The sequence below is a fragment of the Emticicia sp. BO119 genome, from assembly GCF_013912375.1.
In the GTDB taxonomy this organism is placed as follows: Bacteria; Bacteroidota; Bacteroidia; order Cytophagales; family Spirosomataceae; genus Emticicia.
Genome location: NZ_JACETV010000003.1, coordinates 35,442 through 49,755, shown reverse-complemented (window position 1 = coordinate 49,755; position 14,314 = coordinate 35,442). Strand labels below are relative to the sequence as shown.

The window sequence follows — 14,314 nt, the reverse complement described above, 5'->3', positions numbered from 1 at the left end:
AGAGATTCATTTTTTTGTGTTCGCAGAGACATATGGCAATACGTCTCTGCCAGATTAGAATAATTTCTATCATTTAAAACTCTTCAATTTACCACCCGTCTGCATCTGGTTCACTTTCTTCATCATTGAGCGCATCTGGTCAAATTGTTTCAGTAAGTTATTTACCTGCAAAATCTGGGTTCCACTACCTGTAGCAATTCTTTTCTTACGGCTACCATCAATAATATCCGGTTTTTCACGCTCTTTGGGTGTCATTGAGCGGATAATGGCTTCTATTGGTTTAAAAGAGTCGTTGCTGATGTCCAGGTCTTTAATCTGTGAGCCAACCCCCGGAATCATCCCCATCAGGTCTTTGATATTACCCATTTTCTTGATTTGCTCCAATTGCGTCAGGAAGTCGTTCAGATCGAACTTATTCTCACGCATTTTCTTGTTCAGACGTTTGGCTTCATCTTCATCAAAGGCTTGTTGTGCACGCTCAACTAATGAGATCACGTCGCCCATACCTAAGATACGGCTCGCCATCCGATCAGGGTAAAACACATCAAGTGCCTCCATTTTCTCACCTGTCGAAATAAACTTGATAGGCTTATTCACAACCGACTTGATAGAAAGTGCCGCACCACCACGGGCATCGCCATCGAGTTTGGTTAATACAACTCCGTCAAAGTCTAATCGCTCATTAAAAGTCTTGGCGGTATTTACCGCATCCTGACCTGTCATGGAGTCAACCACAAACAAGATTTCGCTCGGTGTAATTGCTTTCTTGATATTCTCCACCTCTTGCATCATCACTTCGTCAACCGCCAGACGTCCGGCTGTATCTATGATTATTATATTTTTCCCATTGCTTTTTCCGTATGCTACGGCATTTTTAGCAATTTCAACAGCATTTTTGCTTTCAGGTTCGGCATATACATCAACACCAATCTGCTCACCTAATACCTGTAGCTGGGTAATCGCCGCAGGGCGGTAAATATCACAAGCTACTAATAATATCTGACGACCCTGTTTTTTCAGGTAATTGGCAAATTTCCCTGAAAAAGTAGTTTTACCAGAACCTTGTAAACCTGCAATCAGAACAATGGCAGGTGAGCCTTTCAGGTTTACACTCTGGGCTTGTCCACCCATCAACTCGGTTAGCTCTTCCTGAATAATTTTAACGAACAACTGACCCGGCTCTACAGCAATCATTACCTTGCGGTCAATAGCTTTCTCTCTTACCCGGTCGGTTACATCTTTCGCAACTTTATAGTTTACGTCGGCATCCATTAAGGCGCGGCGCACTTCTTTTATCGTAGCAGCAATATTAATATCAGAAATTCTACCTTGACCCTTTAGGGTTTTAACGGCTTTATTGAGTTTATCACTTAAATTTTCAAACATCGTTCAGATTGTTAATAAGTATTCCTTTGTTTATAGTCGAAACAAAAGAACAGAATGCGTATAATTTGCAAAGTTAAGATTTTAGCATTAAAAGCGTAATAGTTTTTTTAATGGTTTGGTTCAAAATCTCTATGATTAATCCATACGATGTATATTTGTGCCTGAGTACAAACACATTTTATGAAACTGCATATTCTCGGCGCATCCTGTTGCGGAGTAACAACTCAATATTTAATGAATTTGCTATTCACTACGCAAAGATTTAACCGGATTCGCCATTGCTGCTCTCATGGCCTGAAAACCTACGGTAAGCAGTGCTAAACTAATAGTAACCGCCCCTGCAATAATAAATATCCATACACTAAGGGCTGTGCGGTAGGCAAAGCCTTGTAGCCAGTCGTGCATAAAGTACCAGGCCAGTGGGCTGGCAATCAGCAAGGCAATCAGAATTAATAAGACAATCTCTTTGCAAAGCATTACCATTATACCCGATACGGTAGCTCCCAATACCTTTCGGATGCCTATCTCTCTGGCTCTTCTTTCCGTTGAAAAAATGGCTAACCCAAGTAACCCTAAACAAGAGATAAAAACGGTGATGCCCATGGCCATATTGGTCAATCGTTCAGTCCGAAGATCGTCTGCATACATATTGGCAATGCTGTCGTCCAGAAAAGAATAAGCAAACGTTTTCTCGGGGAAGACCGCCTTCCATTCCTTCTCTATTTTGTCGATGAGGGTCTGTAACTCACCTGCAGCCATGCCTTTTGAAGCGATTTTGACTGCAATGGTTGTCTCCCTTGCGGGGTCGTGTCTGATAACAATCGGCCAGCTTGCCTCATGAAAAGAATTTTCGTAAAAATCGGCTACCACTCCGGCAATAGGATAAGTGTCAACAGGGCTGGCGACCAACTCCCGACCGATAGCCTTACTTACATCTGCAAAACCCAGCGCACGCGCACAAGTCTCACTAATCAGCACTTCTCTGCCACTTTCCTCCGGTAGCAAATTTCGCCCGGCGATTACCTTTATTCCATAAAAAGAAATGTAATCTTCATTGCCGAAGTGAAAAGATATATCAATGGGCTTCTCAGTGCTGTTTTTCAGTCCGCCACCACCAAATCCGCTGTGCAACTTATCCATCGGCGACTTCCACTGTCTGATTACCTGCTCCACACCAACCAGTTGTTGTATCTTTCCGGCCAATACTGCTATCTTGCCTGTCTCCAGAATAGCCTGTTGTTTTCTCATATTTTTGTCAGAGCCGATGGCCGAACTTCCTGAACTTGTGTTGCGGGAGCTGCCAAGCGTAATGACAGCATCAGTCTTGAAACCAAGGTCGGCATGCAACACATACCGCAATTGCGACCCAATAACAAAAGACGCGATGATAAACATCAGCGATATGATAAACTGGAATACGATAAGCCCTCTGCGAAGTGTTCCTTTTCCACTGCCCGGTGTTGCCGTAATTCCTTTCAGGGTTACGGTTGGCTGATAACTCCCCAGTACCCTTGCCGGATAAAACCCTGCAAGGAAGGTGGTAACTGCAATTACCAATAACAAAAACAGGAGGGTAGTAGTATCTATCTGAAAATGGACGCCCTTTGGCATCAAATCGGCAAATAGGGCCATTACAGGCTTTACCATAAGTACTGCAAGACTCGTTGCAGCTATTGTTAATAATAGGGTTTCGGTAAAAAACTGCATAGCTATACCCGGCCTGCCACCGCCCAATACTTTCCGGACGCCGATTTCTCTGGCCCTTTGCATAGACTGCGCAGTTGACAAGTTGACAAAATTGACTATGGCAAGAACCAGAATAAAGCCTGCTACGGCTATTAATGTGTATAAAACTGGCAAACTGGCCTTTCTGCTCATACTGCCATATTCGGGATGAAAATGAGCACCCGGGAGAGGTTTCAGCTGGGCGGCAAATCCCTTTTTTTCGCCATAATGCCTTTTGCCGAACGATATAAACTGCGCATCAATCTGTGAAGGATTTACATCCTTTGCCAGCTTAATCATGACCTGGCTTGAACGATTCAAATTATCCCAGCTATCCAGCGTTATATCACGTTTAAGAAAACTCGTGGGGATAGTAGCATAAGAAATCCATTGGCTAAAATTGTAATCGCTGTTGCCAGTCCAGTCAGCAACTACCCCTGTTACCCTGACCATCAGTGAATCCTGATAAAAAATAGTGCGGCCGATAATTTTATCCGGTTCAGTATCACCAAAGTATTTTCTGGCCTTTTCGGCAGTAAGTACCACTGAATTAGGCGTCGAGAGTGAGGTTGCGGCATTTCCGCTTAGCCACTGATAGCGAAAGATGTCAAAATATTGTGGCTCTACAATAGCAACACTACCATCGTCTTCGAAGCGGGTCGGTTGCTCATTCTTGTCTCCAGGTATCGTTGTGCTGGCGCTGTAGGTCTGGTAGGCAGCAACAGTCTGGATTCCGCTCATTTCCTGGCGCATGGCGGCTGGCATAGGTCCGGGTACACAATTCCAGCGACCGCCAAATACCATTGCATCCACACAATAGATGCGGTCGCGGTCTTCGTGGAAATTATCAAAACTGAACTCATACTGGGTAATCAGATAAATGACCAGGCAGGTACAAATACCCAACGTTAAACCCAGTACGTTGATGAAAGAATAAATCTTGTTGCGCGCCAGTTTGCGCGAGGCAATTTTGAGATAGTTTGGTAGCATAGCGGGTTGAAATACAAATGTTTCAGGTTGGGTATAATTATTATTCCAGTTGGTTCTGGACCAGGTAAAAGGGCGAATCAGCCGTAGCACTGCTGATATATATCGCCAACGGGCTTTTGATATTCCGACGGTTTTCAGCCAATAGGTGTACATCTCCTGCAAATCGCCTTGCAGTTCATCTTCCATTCCGGCAGGGGAGAAGTGATTCAGTAGCCAGATAGCCCATCGGGGCGGCCGGCAATCCGGTGGTTCAGGAAAATGCTTGTCGTCGTGATTTAGGCTTCCCATAGCTGTGTAATTGAGATTGGAATTTTATCCCACAATTGGGTACGAACGGAACGACACTCCATTAATGCCCGCTGACCAGCCGCCGTGACAGTGAACAGTCTTTTCTGACGACCTCCTCGTTCGGCGGTCGCCCCACCCATCCGAGAAGAGACAAAGCCTTTTTCTTCTAAACGCTGAAGGGTAGTATGTACAGTAGGAAAACTGATACTGCGGCCCATTTGCTCGTCGAGAGCCTGAGTAACCGAAGCGCAGTAGGCGGACTCCTGTAGAGCGGCTACCGTCAGTAAGACAACTTCCTCCAGCTCCCCTAAAAATGCTCGTTTCATACTAAAATTAACTTTTATATGATTAGTATAGATTTTGTCGAACAAATACTTTGCCAAACTTAAAATCTGGCTTTATTGGGCTTTAAAGTGCCGTTTTTATGATTTATTAAGCGATACCCCGTCCAGAAATGGACAAACTTAAGTCCAGAAACGGACAATAGCAGAAGAGTTCAATAAGTACCTTTTTCAGAGATAGCCACAAAATTGAGTAGAAAATCTCACTTCCCGAAAATCCGTTTCCGGTGCTCGGCACCCCATTTGGCAATAGAGCCTATTACTTCGGTTAATGTATGACCGTATTCTGTCAGCTCATATTCTACTGTTACGGGTTTGGTGTCGTAGACTGTGCGTTTTACTAAGTCGTTATCTTCCAGGTCTTTCAGTTCTTTTGAAAGCATTTTTGCGCCTATGCCATTTACCTCACGAATCAATTCCATGAAACGCTTTTTCCCAAAGCTCAGCGAGCCTATAATCATAATTTTCCACTTCCCGTTCAATATATCCATCGCATCCTGCACAGCCATCATATGCTGGTTGCATTGAGCAGAATTATGCTCAGATGTATCTATATTTTCAGCAACTTTTTTTGTCATAATTTTTAAAAGTCATACCAAACGTTCCGTGCAATCTGTAGTCTTATAAGTTTCGCAATACGGTAGAAAGGATAACAAAGATACACTATTTAAAATATATCCGGTTTCATTCACCGTATTACCTTAACAAATTATTTTAAATCTACTGCTCAAATAGATAGTTTCTTAAAGGAAACTACTTTCAAAAGGAAATTAACTTCCGAGTGTAAACTTATTCTTTCTGATTATTGTATTACCATAGACTTTATTTATAAATACTTAAAACATATAAAATCATGTCGAGTAAAACACAGAAAATTCTGGCCACTATCTTAATGGCTATTTTATCATTCATGCTGGTTATGAGTGGAGTAATGAAAATCACCGGAGGAGAACAGGTAGTAACCGGACTTACCAAGGCAGGCTACGGTTCATACATTAAAATTTTCGGGATAGCCGAAATCCTGTTTGTTGCGCTTCTTTGGATACCCAGAACCTATAAAGTAGGCTTCTATTTTATTCTGTCATATCTGGGCGGTGCCGCAGCGGTTGAAGTGGCAGGGGGTGCTTCGCCAGTTGCTTTTGCACTGATAGCCCTCGCCTGGATAGGTTTTTACCTGAAAGACAGAAATAACTTTGTGGTGCAGTAATGATGAAACGCATATGCATAAAAAAGCCCTGTTTCCATAACAGAAACAGGGCTGCATAAAGAATAGGTAAGTAAGCGATTAATATCCGTCGTTCTGTTTCAGATAACCCGGGATATTAGAGGCCCCATCAATAGCTGTCTGCGGAATCGGGAAGATTCTTTTCTTCACATCATTATTGGTCTTTTCTGTCCATGTTCCTTCATATTTTCCGAAACGAATCATATCTGAACGACGAACCATCTCCCAGTACAATTCAAAACCACGCTCACGGAACAATAAGTCTAATGACATACTTGCCAATGCCGGCGGTGGCGTAGTAATATTTCTTGCGGCTCTAACGGTATTTACATCAGCCAGGGCGCTGGCGGCATCGTTGCTTTTACGCAATTTAGCTTCTGCACGCATCAGGTAAACATCAGCCAGACGCAAAATCACAATATCTGCGTCACCGAAATTTCTACCACTCGATGATTTCTTGCTGAACTGATATTTTTCAACACGATAACCGGTATTGTAGTTACTTCCTTCTACTGTAAAGTCAACTTTCTCAGTAAAATCTACGTTCAGGTTTGGTTTGTTACGGGTATCATAAACCAGTTTGCCAACTTTAAAATTACCATTAGCGCATTTCACAAAAACACCATTTTTTCTTATCAGACCATATTGTTGTCCACGCAAAATACCACGGTCAATGTTAAAACTTTCTCCGGCCACGCAAGAGTCAGCAGGATTAGTATAAATAGAGATGTTCTGTTTATAGAAACGAGGGTCAACTTTCGGATCCTGGTTGCCATAAGCATTTACCCAGGTGCGGTAATAGTCAGAAGTGATAGAAGGGCCATCAGTACCATTAGCCGCCGGGAAATTATAAAGCGGGAACTGGTCGCCTGAGATAGAGAAGTAAGCCATACGGTTGTGTCCGTTCAGCTCCGCTCTCTGGTCTACGGCAAAAATCAACTCTTTGTTATCATGATTATCATCGTTGAAGATAGAGAAATAATCTTTTGATAACTGATACTGACCCGACGAAATGATTTTATCGCAGTATTCAACTACTTTGTCCATGTCTTCTGGCTTGAAATTGAACTGCGTAGCATATCTGTCACGATATACAGCCGCATTCAGATACAATCGGGCCAGTAAGCCCCAGACAGCCCCTTTGGTTAGTCTGCCCGGGCCTACACTCGTTTCAAGGTTTGGTTCAACAGCCAGCAATTCACTTTTGATATACTCAAATGCTTCTTCGCCTCTGATAATTTTTGAGGTTTCGCCCACATCATTTTTAACGAAAACCAGACCGAACAAATCCAGCGTAAGCATTGAGTAGTAGGCTCTCATACCTCTTGCTTCTGCTAAAAATGTTTTAGCAGTCGGATCATTCATAGTTGGCAAAGTATTAATAGCCGTAATAGATCTTGACATACCTTGCAAAAGCAGGTTCCAGGTATTACGGATATTCGGGTCATTGGCGCCATGCGTATGGGTGTGCATGGCCAGATAAATACCGTTATCACCCCAGTCAGTACCACCACGGTAAGGCAGGATGGCCTCATCAGACGATATTTCCTGTAAGGCAAAATAGTTTGTGTGCAAAAAGATATCGGGAAGGCGGGCATATACCGGCGCAATAATTCCCTCAACGGCTTGTTTATCAGTCAGGTTTGAGCCGAATGTTTCATCAAGAATTACTTCATTCAGGTCTGTACAACTACCAAGGGCAAACAGGCCGGCAAGCGTTAATGTTGTATATATTTTCTTTTTCATGAGTTCTAAAATTTTATAATGAAACGTTCAGTCCAAATACCACCGAACGAGCCTTAGGATAACTTAAATAATCGATACCATAAGAAGTAATACCACCAATAGTTCTGTCAATGTTTACCTCAGGGTCAAAACCATCATATTTTGTAATTACAAACAGGTTTTGTCCGGTTACTGATAATCTTAAACCTTGTACCCACTTGCCAAGGCCAATAGCTTTGGTGTTTACATTATAGCCCAAAGACAGGTTATTCAATCTGAAAAAGGCCCCATCTTTCAGGAATCTCGTAGAAACCGGAGCTGAGTTGTTGATTGACTCATTCGGATTCGCAATAGCTTCAGGAGTCGTATTCAGGCTCTTTGATAATCTCAGCTTATAGAAATTGGCATTGGCTGTATTATCATAGATTTTGTTACCTGATACCCCATTGAAATTAACTGCTAAATCAAAACCTTTGAAAGCAATATTACCATTGATATTGTATTGCTTGGTTGGTAAGGCACTACCTGCTGCAATCCGGTCGTTATCACCTACTACACCGTCGCCATTTACATCTCTGTAAGTGCTCAGCCCCTTGTCATCGAATCCTGTAAATTCTTTCAGGAAGAAAGTACCGATAGGCTGCCCGCTCACATAGCCGTTAATGGTGGCCGATGTTAAACCTGCACCCGTAGCATTACCCGATGGAATAACAGTATAAGGCGAGTTTTTAACGATATTATTGATGAAGGTCATATTACCGCCAATATCAAATCGTAGTCCGTTTCCTGCTGTGTAGCGATAGTTCAGCTCTATTTCAAGACCCTTGTTAGTAATGGTCATGTCTTTCACGTTAGTCCAGAAAGTACCTGCTGGTTGCACTGGGTCAGCCGGGATAACCTCTAACAGAATGTTGTTTGATACTTTATGGAAATAATCAACGGCACCCGTTAAAGCTCCACGTAACAAACCAAAGTCTAAACCTATGTTAGTCTGGGTTGATACCTCCCACTGAATATTAGGGTTAGCTAAACGAGTATAAGATGTACCGGCCGGAAAAGCCCCTGTCGGATATAAAGGATAACTCGTTGATGACGATACCTGTGAAGTAAACAAGGCCTGAGTAATTTTGGCAGGAATCTCCTGGTTACCGGTTTGCCCCCAACCTGCTCTCAGTTTCAGGTCTGTAAAGCCGGCATTTTTCATAAACGCTTCTTCCGAGATTCTCCAGCCTAACGAGAACGACGGGAATACACCGTATTTGTTGTTAGCGCCGAATTTAGACGAACCATCAGCACGAACAGTAGCAGTGGCTAAGTATTTATCTTTGTACTGATAGTTTACACGGCCAAAGAACGATTGCAACTCATTCACCAGAGCATATCCGCCAGGCTTATTATTGGCAAGTGTCAGTTCCTGACCTAAGCCTGGGTTATAGATAGGCTCGATGTCGGTAATCGGAAATTTATTGATGCTTGTATTGCGACCTTGTACAAATATTTTCTGGTATGAGTGCCCTGCCAGTGCAGTCATGTTATGAGCACCAGTGTTCAGCGTATAAGTCAGATAGTTTTCTATCAGTTTATTTCTGTTCCAGGTATTATAAGTTTCCAATCTGCCATCTTGTTGTGGTTCTAAATTGGCTAACGACTGAATATCACGTACCCCGGTCGAGTTATCAATACCAAAATTCAGTTTATATACTAAATCTTTTGTGATTTTGAACGACGGAGAGATATTACCTATCACACGATTAACAGTAGAAGCATCTTTTTGTAATCTAAGTGTGATAAGCGGATTTGTAAAGCTTGGGTAATTCTTAGGTTTACCTGTGGCGTTATCATAGGCCGGATACGTTGGGTTGGCTGAAATAGCTCCACCAATCAGGCTCTCGGTCGGAGGTCTTGAATTGGTAGTATAGGTTGCATTCAGGTTTACATCAACAGTCAGGCGGTCATCCAGGAATTTTTGTGAAATATTAATACGACCTGTATAGCGGTTCAGGTTACTGTTTTTAAGGATACCCTCCTGGTTCTGGATACCAAATGAGCCGTAGTAAGTGAGCTTGTCAGCACCACCACCCAACGAAATATTATGGTTTTGCGTAATAGCTGTTTGTGTTACTTCTTTTTGCCAGTCAGTATTACCACCTAAATCGTCTAAAGTACCACCTACCGCTTTTACCTGAGTTCTGAATTCATCCGCTGTAAACACTGGTAAAGCTCTTGCCATTTTCGATATACCCACACTTCCTGAATAGGTTATGGTAGAGAAACCTGCTTTGCCTTTTTTGGTAGTAATCAGAATTACACCATTGGCACCACGAGAACCATAGATAGCCGTTGCAGAGGCATCTTTTAAAACGTCTATTGATTCAATATCCTGCGGGTTCAGGAATGTCAGCGGGTTAATTGCAGCCCCTGTGCCTGAATTATCCAGAGCCATACCGTCTAAGATAAACAAAGGCGTACTTCCGGTACGTAATCCACCGGGGCCTCTGATGGTGATACTTTGTGAAGCACCTGGCTCACCACTTGCCGACACAACATTCACACCGGCAACTTTACCTTGTAATAACTGTTCTGGTGAGTTTATGATACCTTTATTAAACTCAGTGCTTTTCAGAGATTTTACAGCACCTGTCATATCTTTTTTGGTAGCACTACCATAACCGATTACCACAACCTGCGCCAGATCAGACGCCTCAGACTTCAACTGTACATCCAGTGTGGTGTTATTGCCAACAGTAATTTCCTGTTTGGTATAGCCGATAAAACCAAATACCAATACCGATTTTTCGTCAGCTACTGATATTGAATAGTTTCCGGTTGCATCAGTCGTTGTTCCTTTTTGTGTGCCTTTCAGAACCACACTACAACCAACTAAGGCTTCGCCTGTTCCGGCATCTGTTACACGACCTTTCACGGTGAGTTCTACGATTTTACTATCAACGTTGCTGGTGCTACGTGAGTCTTTCACACTGGCGAATATTGCTTTTTGCGCATATACCTGTGGCATACACACAAAAGCAAACATAATTACCCCCAATAGGAATTTTAACCGTGGGGGAGAGGTAGCAAGGTGTTTCATCATGATAAGATGGTTAATTAAACAATTTGATGTTTGAACTGGGTACTTACAAAGGGTGAGGTATTTTGATAAATAATAGTGCATAGAAATAAAGGCAATATTTACAACCTCCAGAGTATTATCATCTGCTATGAAAACAATGCTTTCTGTCAGGTAGTTATGAATCTTCAGATTACCGGTGTTATTTTCTAATTTCTTGAAATCTGTTGCATTTTAACAATAAAAAATATTATTATTCTTACGTTTTTTTATGCAAACGTTTTAAATCGTTCTGCAAACGTTTTAAATTTTTTGAAAAATTGGGTCAAAAAATGGAAATATTGGACAATTGGAAGATTGGCACTATCGGTTGATGAAATTCCTTGCACGTGACTTTGTAAGACCTTGATTTTATTAATTTTCAAGCGCAAAAGTAGGTTTTTTGTATTCTTATAATGTTAAGGGGTTATTAAGCAATTGTTAAAGAAAAGTACAAGATTGATATTGATTGAAGTCTGGCATTTTCTTTAATCGTGTGGTTTCAGCTTGGCTCAGCCACCGATTTGGAAACTTAGTAGATAGCAAATATTTTATTAAATAATTCATGTTATTGTATCAAGCCTGTGGCTGTGCGTAGTTGAAATCTCCAGCGTTAGAGAAAAAAAAGAGGAAAATAGAAGTAGATTCCAGAGAGCAATCAACAAAAAAAACAAAAAGATGAGGATTATTTTCCTCATCTTTTGGCCGATACATATCCATAAGCTATGGCATAAGATTTTAGATATTCTGGACATACCATGAAACTAATATTTGTATGTCACACTTCTTTGTAATACTAATCCAAATTCCGTATGTAATACTGAGTTTAGTCTGCGGAATCAGCGTAGTCATTTCAAACTGGAATGAATTCGCCACCAGAAGAAAACAGCCGAAGACTGCTTATATGGTTCTTGAATCTACCGAAGTAGAAGCAGTACCAGATATGGATTTTGCGCCAATGGCAGCATAAACTCACCTATAATTGGTCATCGTCTGCGGGTTTTGCAGTTGGCGGAGTGTACTTTTGAGTTGAATCAATATGATACCCTTCTCCGGCCGCAAATACGCAATCTCCTGATATTGAAACAGTAGAGGGCTTCAGGAATGAGCCCTTTTTGTATTCAAGGGTTTTATCTCCATATACTTTCTGAAAGAACATTCCCCAGGTGGGCAACGATACCCGTGCGCCTTGCCCCAGAGCAATAGTCCTGAAGTGAATCGTCGGGTCGTCTCCACCAGTCCACCCACCAGCAACTAAAGAAGGGGTGATGCCCATAAACCAGCCATCAGAATAATTGGAGGTCGTACCCGTTTTAGCGGCTACTTCATTACCATCTAAAACCCCGTATCTTGATAACCCCCCGAATGCCGTTCCACCCGGCTGGGTAGCACCACGCATCAGGTGTATCATCTTATAGGCTGTTTCCTGGCTGATTACCTCTTTACTATCAGAATAAAATTCTTTAACCAGCTCTCCATGCTTGTCTTCAATTCGCGTTACAAATAGGGGTTCTGTATATTTTCCCGAATTGGCAAACACACAATAGCCTGCCATCATTTCATACAAAGAAACATTACTGATACCCAGGCAAAGCGCAGGTACTTCATCTAATTTACTTTTAATACCCAGCTTATGAGCATAGTTTATTACATTGCCGGCCTTGAACTGATTAATCAGGTAAGCACTAACAGTATTGATTGATTGTCCTAATGCCTGCCGGAGCGTGAGCGACCTGTAGCTATATACCCCATCAGAGTTTTTAGGTGTCCAGCTACCACCAGGTACCTGAATAGTAATTGGCTGGTCAACTACGTGTTCGCAGGTAGAGAAACCGTTGTCAATGGCCGTAACATACACAAATGGCTTGAATGTTGAGCCTGGTTGTCTTTTTCCCTGTTTTACGTGGTCATATTTGAAGTATTTATAATTAATTCCACCAACCCAGGCTTTAATCTGCCCGTTACGGGGATCCATCGCCAGAAAACTTGAGTGCAGATAGTGTTTATAATATCGGATTGAGTCCATCGACGACATAACAGTATCTCTTTCGCCGTTCCAGGAGAACACACGCATTTTGTTCGGACGATTCATTTCTTTCCAGACCTTATCCAGATCACCATTATATTCTTCTTTTAGCTCACGGAAACGGGGTGTGGTTTTAGCAATGTTCTCAATGAAATTCGGAATTTCAACATATTTGCCCGAAGTACCCGCTTTTTCTAAAGTCCAGGGGTTCCGGCCCTTCCAGTGTTCATAAAAAATCTTTTGCTGTTGTTTCATGTTCTCCCGCATTGCTTCTTCGGCATATACTTGCATCCGCGAGTCTATGGTTGTATAAATCTTGAAACCTTTGGTATAAATATCGTCAGGATCATAGCCTTCTTTGGCAATTTCCTCTTTCAGCCAGCCTTTCAGAAACTCCCTGAAATATGGTGCCGGGCCTGTATTATGGCTTTCAGGCTGATACTTCAATGTAATAGGTACTTGTTTTAATAACTCTGCTCTGTTAGGCGACAACTTATCATATTTCACCATTTGATCGAAAACAATATTACGACGGGCTTTTGAAGCCTGCGGGTGAAACTTCGGATTAAAGCGTGAAGGGTTCTGAATCATACCCACCAATACGGCTGCTTCTTCCAGTGTCACTTCACTTGGTTCTTTTTTGAAATAAGTCTTGGTGGCCGAACGGATACCGAAAGCACCACTACTGAATTCGATGGTGTTCAGGTATTTTTCCATTATCTCCTGCTTGGTATATCTGCGCTCCAGTTTAATGGCTGTAATCCATTCTTTGGTTTTGATAATTATCTGTCTGATACCCGGCACTGCATACAACGGGCCTTTGTAATAGTCGATTTCACGGAGTTTGAAAAGGTTTTTTGCCAACTGCTGTGAGATAGTACTACCACCGCCTTTTCTCTGACCCGAAAACAGACCGGTCACCACACGCAATGTACTACGGGCGTCAATACCTGAATGTACCGTAAAACGAACATCTTCGGTAGCTACTAAAGCATTAATAATATTAGGAGAGAGTTCGCTGAACTCGATAGGACTACGGTTTTCGTAAAGAAATTTGCCGATTACTTTTCCGTCGGCAGAGATAATCTCAGAAGCTACATCACTTTTCGGATTTTCAATTTCTTCGGGGCTTGGCATTTTTCCAAACAGCCAGAATAAATTAAAACTTACGGCTATCAGATATACAATGGCTGCAATAGCGGTAAATCCGGCAAACTTCCAGATTCTTGAAATGATTTTCTTATATCTACCTGCTTCTAATTCCGGGAATTTAAACTTCATTTTGGTGAGGAAAGGGTGTTATATAAAAGCAAACGTAAGCATTTTTGCGTTTTGATGCAAAAGCTAATAACGTTAAAATCTCATTTTTGGTGCATATATCCTATGCCAATGATACCTATCATACGAAAGATTTGCTTAATTATTGTGTTGCGGGGATGTTGGTTTAATCTGCTATTTTCGTAGAGACGCATTGGGCGGCAAACCGCTGCGTCTCTACAAAT

General features: G+C 42.0%; 9 protein-coding genes. 2 read left to right on the top strand and 7 right to left on the bottom strand.

The window, feature by feature from the left end; genetic code table 11:
- Positions 1-69 precede the first annotated feature (69 nt).
- The 4 genes from ffh to H1R81_RS11690 form a co-directional block, all read right to left on the bottom strand.
- Positions 70-1,386: a signal recognition particle protein gene (gene ffh, locus H1R81_RS11705; protein WP_181840914.1), complete on the bottom strand. Its 1,317-nt coding sequence runs from the start codon at positions 1,384-1,386 to the stop codon at positions 70-72.
- Positions 1,387-1,629: 243 nt separating this feature from the next.
- Positions 1,630-4,389 carry an ABC transporter permease gene (locus H1R81_RS11700; protein ID WP_181840913.1) on the bottom strand — a complete coding sequence of 920 codons (2,760 nt, stop codon included), beginning with the start codon at positions 4,387-4,389 and terminating at the stop codon, positions 1,630-1,632.
- Positions 4,377-4,715: a PadR family transcriptional regulator gene (locus tag H1R81_RS11695; protein ID WP_181840912.1), complete on the bottom strand. Its 339-nt coding sequence runs from the start codon at positions 4,713-4,715 to the stop codon at positions 4,377-4,379. Before H1R81_RS11695 ends, H1R81_RS11700 begins: the two co-directional genes overlap by 13 nt.
- Positions 4,716-4,933: 218 nt before the next feature.
- Positions 4,934-5,308 carry a helix-turn-helix domain-containing protein gene (locus H1R81_RS11690; protein ID WP_220275213.1) on the bottom strand — a complete coding sequence of 125 codons (375 nt, stop codon included), beginning with the start codon at positions 5,306-5,308 and terminating at the stop codon, positions 4,934-4,936.
- 275 nt (positions 5,309-5,583) lie between these two features.
- Between H1R81_RS11690 and H1R81_RS11685 the strand changes: the two genes are divergently transcribed.
- Positions 5,584-5,937: a DoxX family protein gene (locus H1R81_RS11685; protein ID WP_181840911.1), complete on the top strand. Its 354-nt coding sequence runs from the start codon at positions 5,584-5,586 to the stop codon at positions 5,935-5,937.
- Positions 5,938-6,015: 78 nt separating this feature from the next.
- Here H1R81_RS11685 and H1R81_RS11680 read toward each other — a convergent pair whose 3' ends face one another.
- Together H1R81_RS11680 and H1R81_RS11675 are read right to left on the bottom strand one after the other, a co-directional pair.
- Entirely contained in the window at positions 6,016-7,701 is a 1,686-nt protein-coding gene (locus H1R81_RS11680) for a RagB/SusD family nutrient uptake outer membrane protein (RefSeq protein ID WP_181840910.1), read from the bottom strand.
- Between the two features lie 13 nt (positions 7,702-7,714).
- The gene (locus tag H1R81_RS11675) at positions 7,715-10,771 is read right to left on the bottom strand and encodes a TonB-dependent receptor (RefSeq protein WP_229251114.1); all 3,057 of its coding nucleotides are present in this window, start codon (positions 10,769-10,771) and stop codon (positions 7,715-7,717) included.
- Between the two features lie 790 nt (positions 10,772-11,561).
- On the opposite strand from H1R81_RS11675, the gene H1R81_RS11670 reads away from it, so the two are divergent.
- Positions 11,562-11,756: a hypothetical protein gene (locus H1R81_RS11670; protein ID WP_181840909.1), complete on the top strand. Its 195-nt coding sequence runs from the start codon at positions 11,562-11,564 to the stop codon at positions 11,754-11,756.
- Positions 11,757-11,762: 6 nt separating this feature from the next.
- Here H1R81_RS11670 and H1R81_RS11665 read toward each other — a convergent pair whose 3' ends face one another.
- The gene (locus H1R81_RS11665; RefSeq protein ID WP_181840908.1) at positions 11,763-14,093 is read right to left on the bottom strand and encodes a penicillin-binding protein 1A; all 2,331 of its coding nucleotides are present in this window, start codon (positions 14,091-14,093) and stop codon (positions 11,763-11,765) included.
- Positions 14,094-14,314 lie beyond the last annotated feature (221 nt).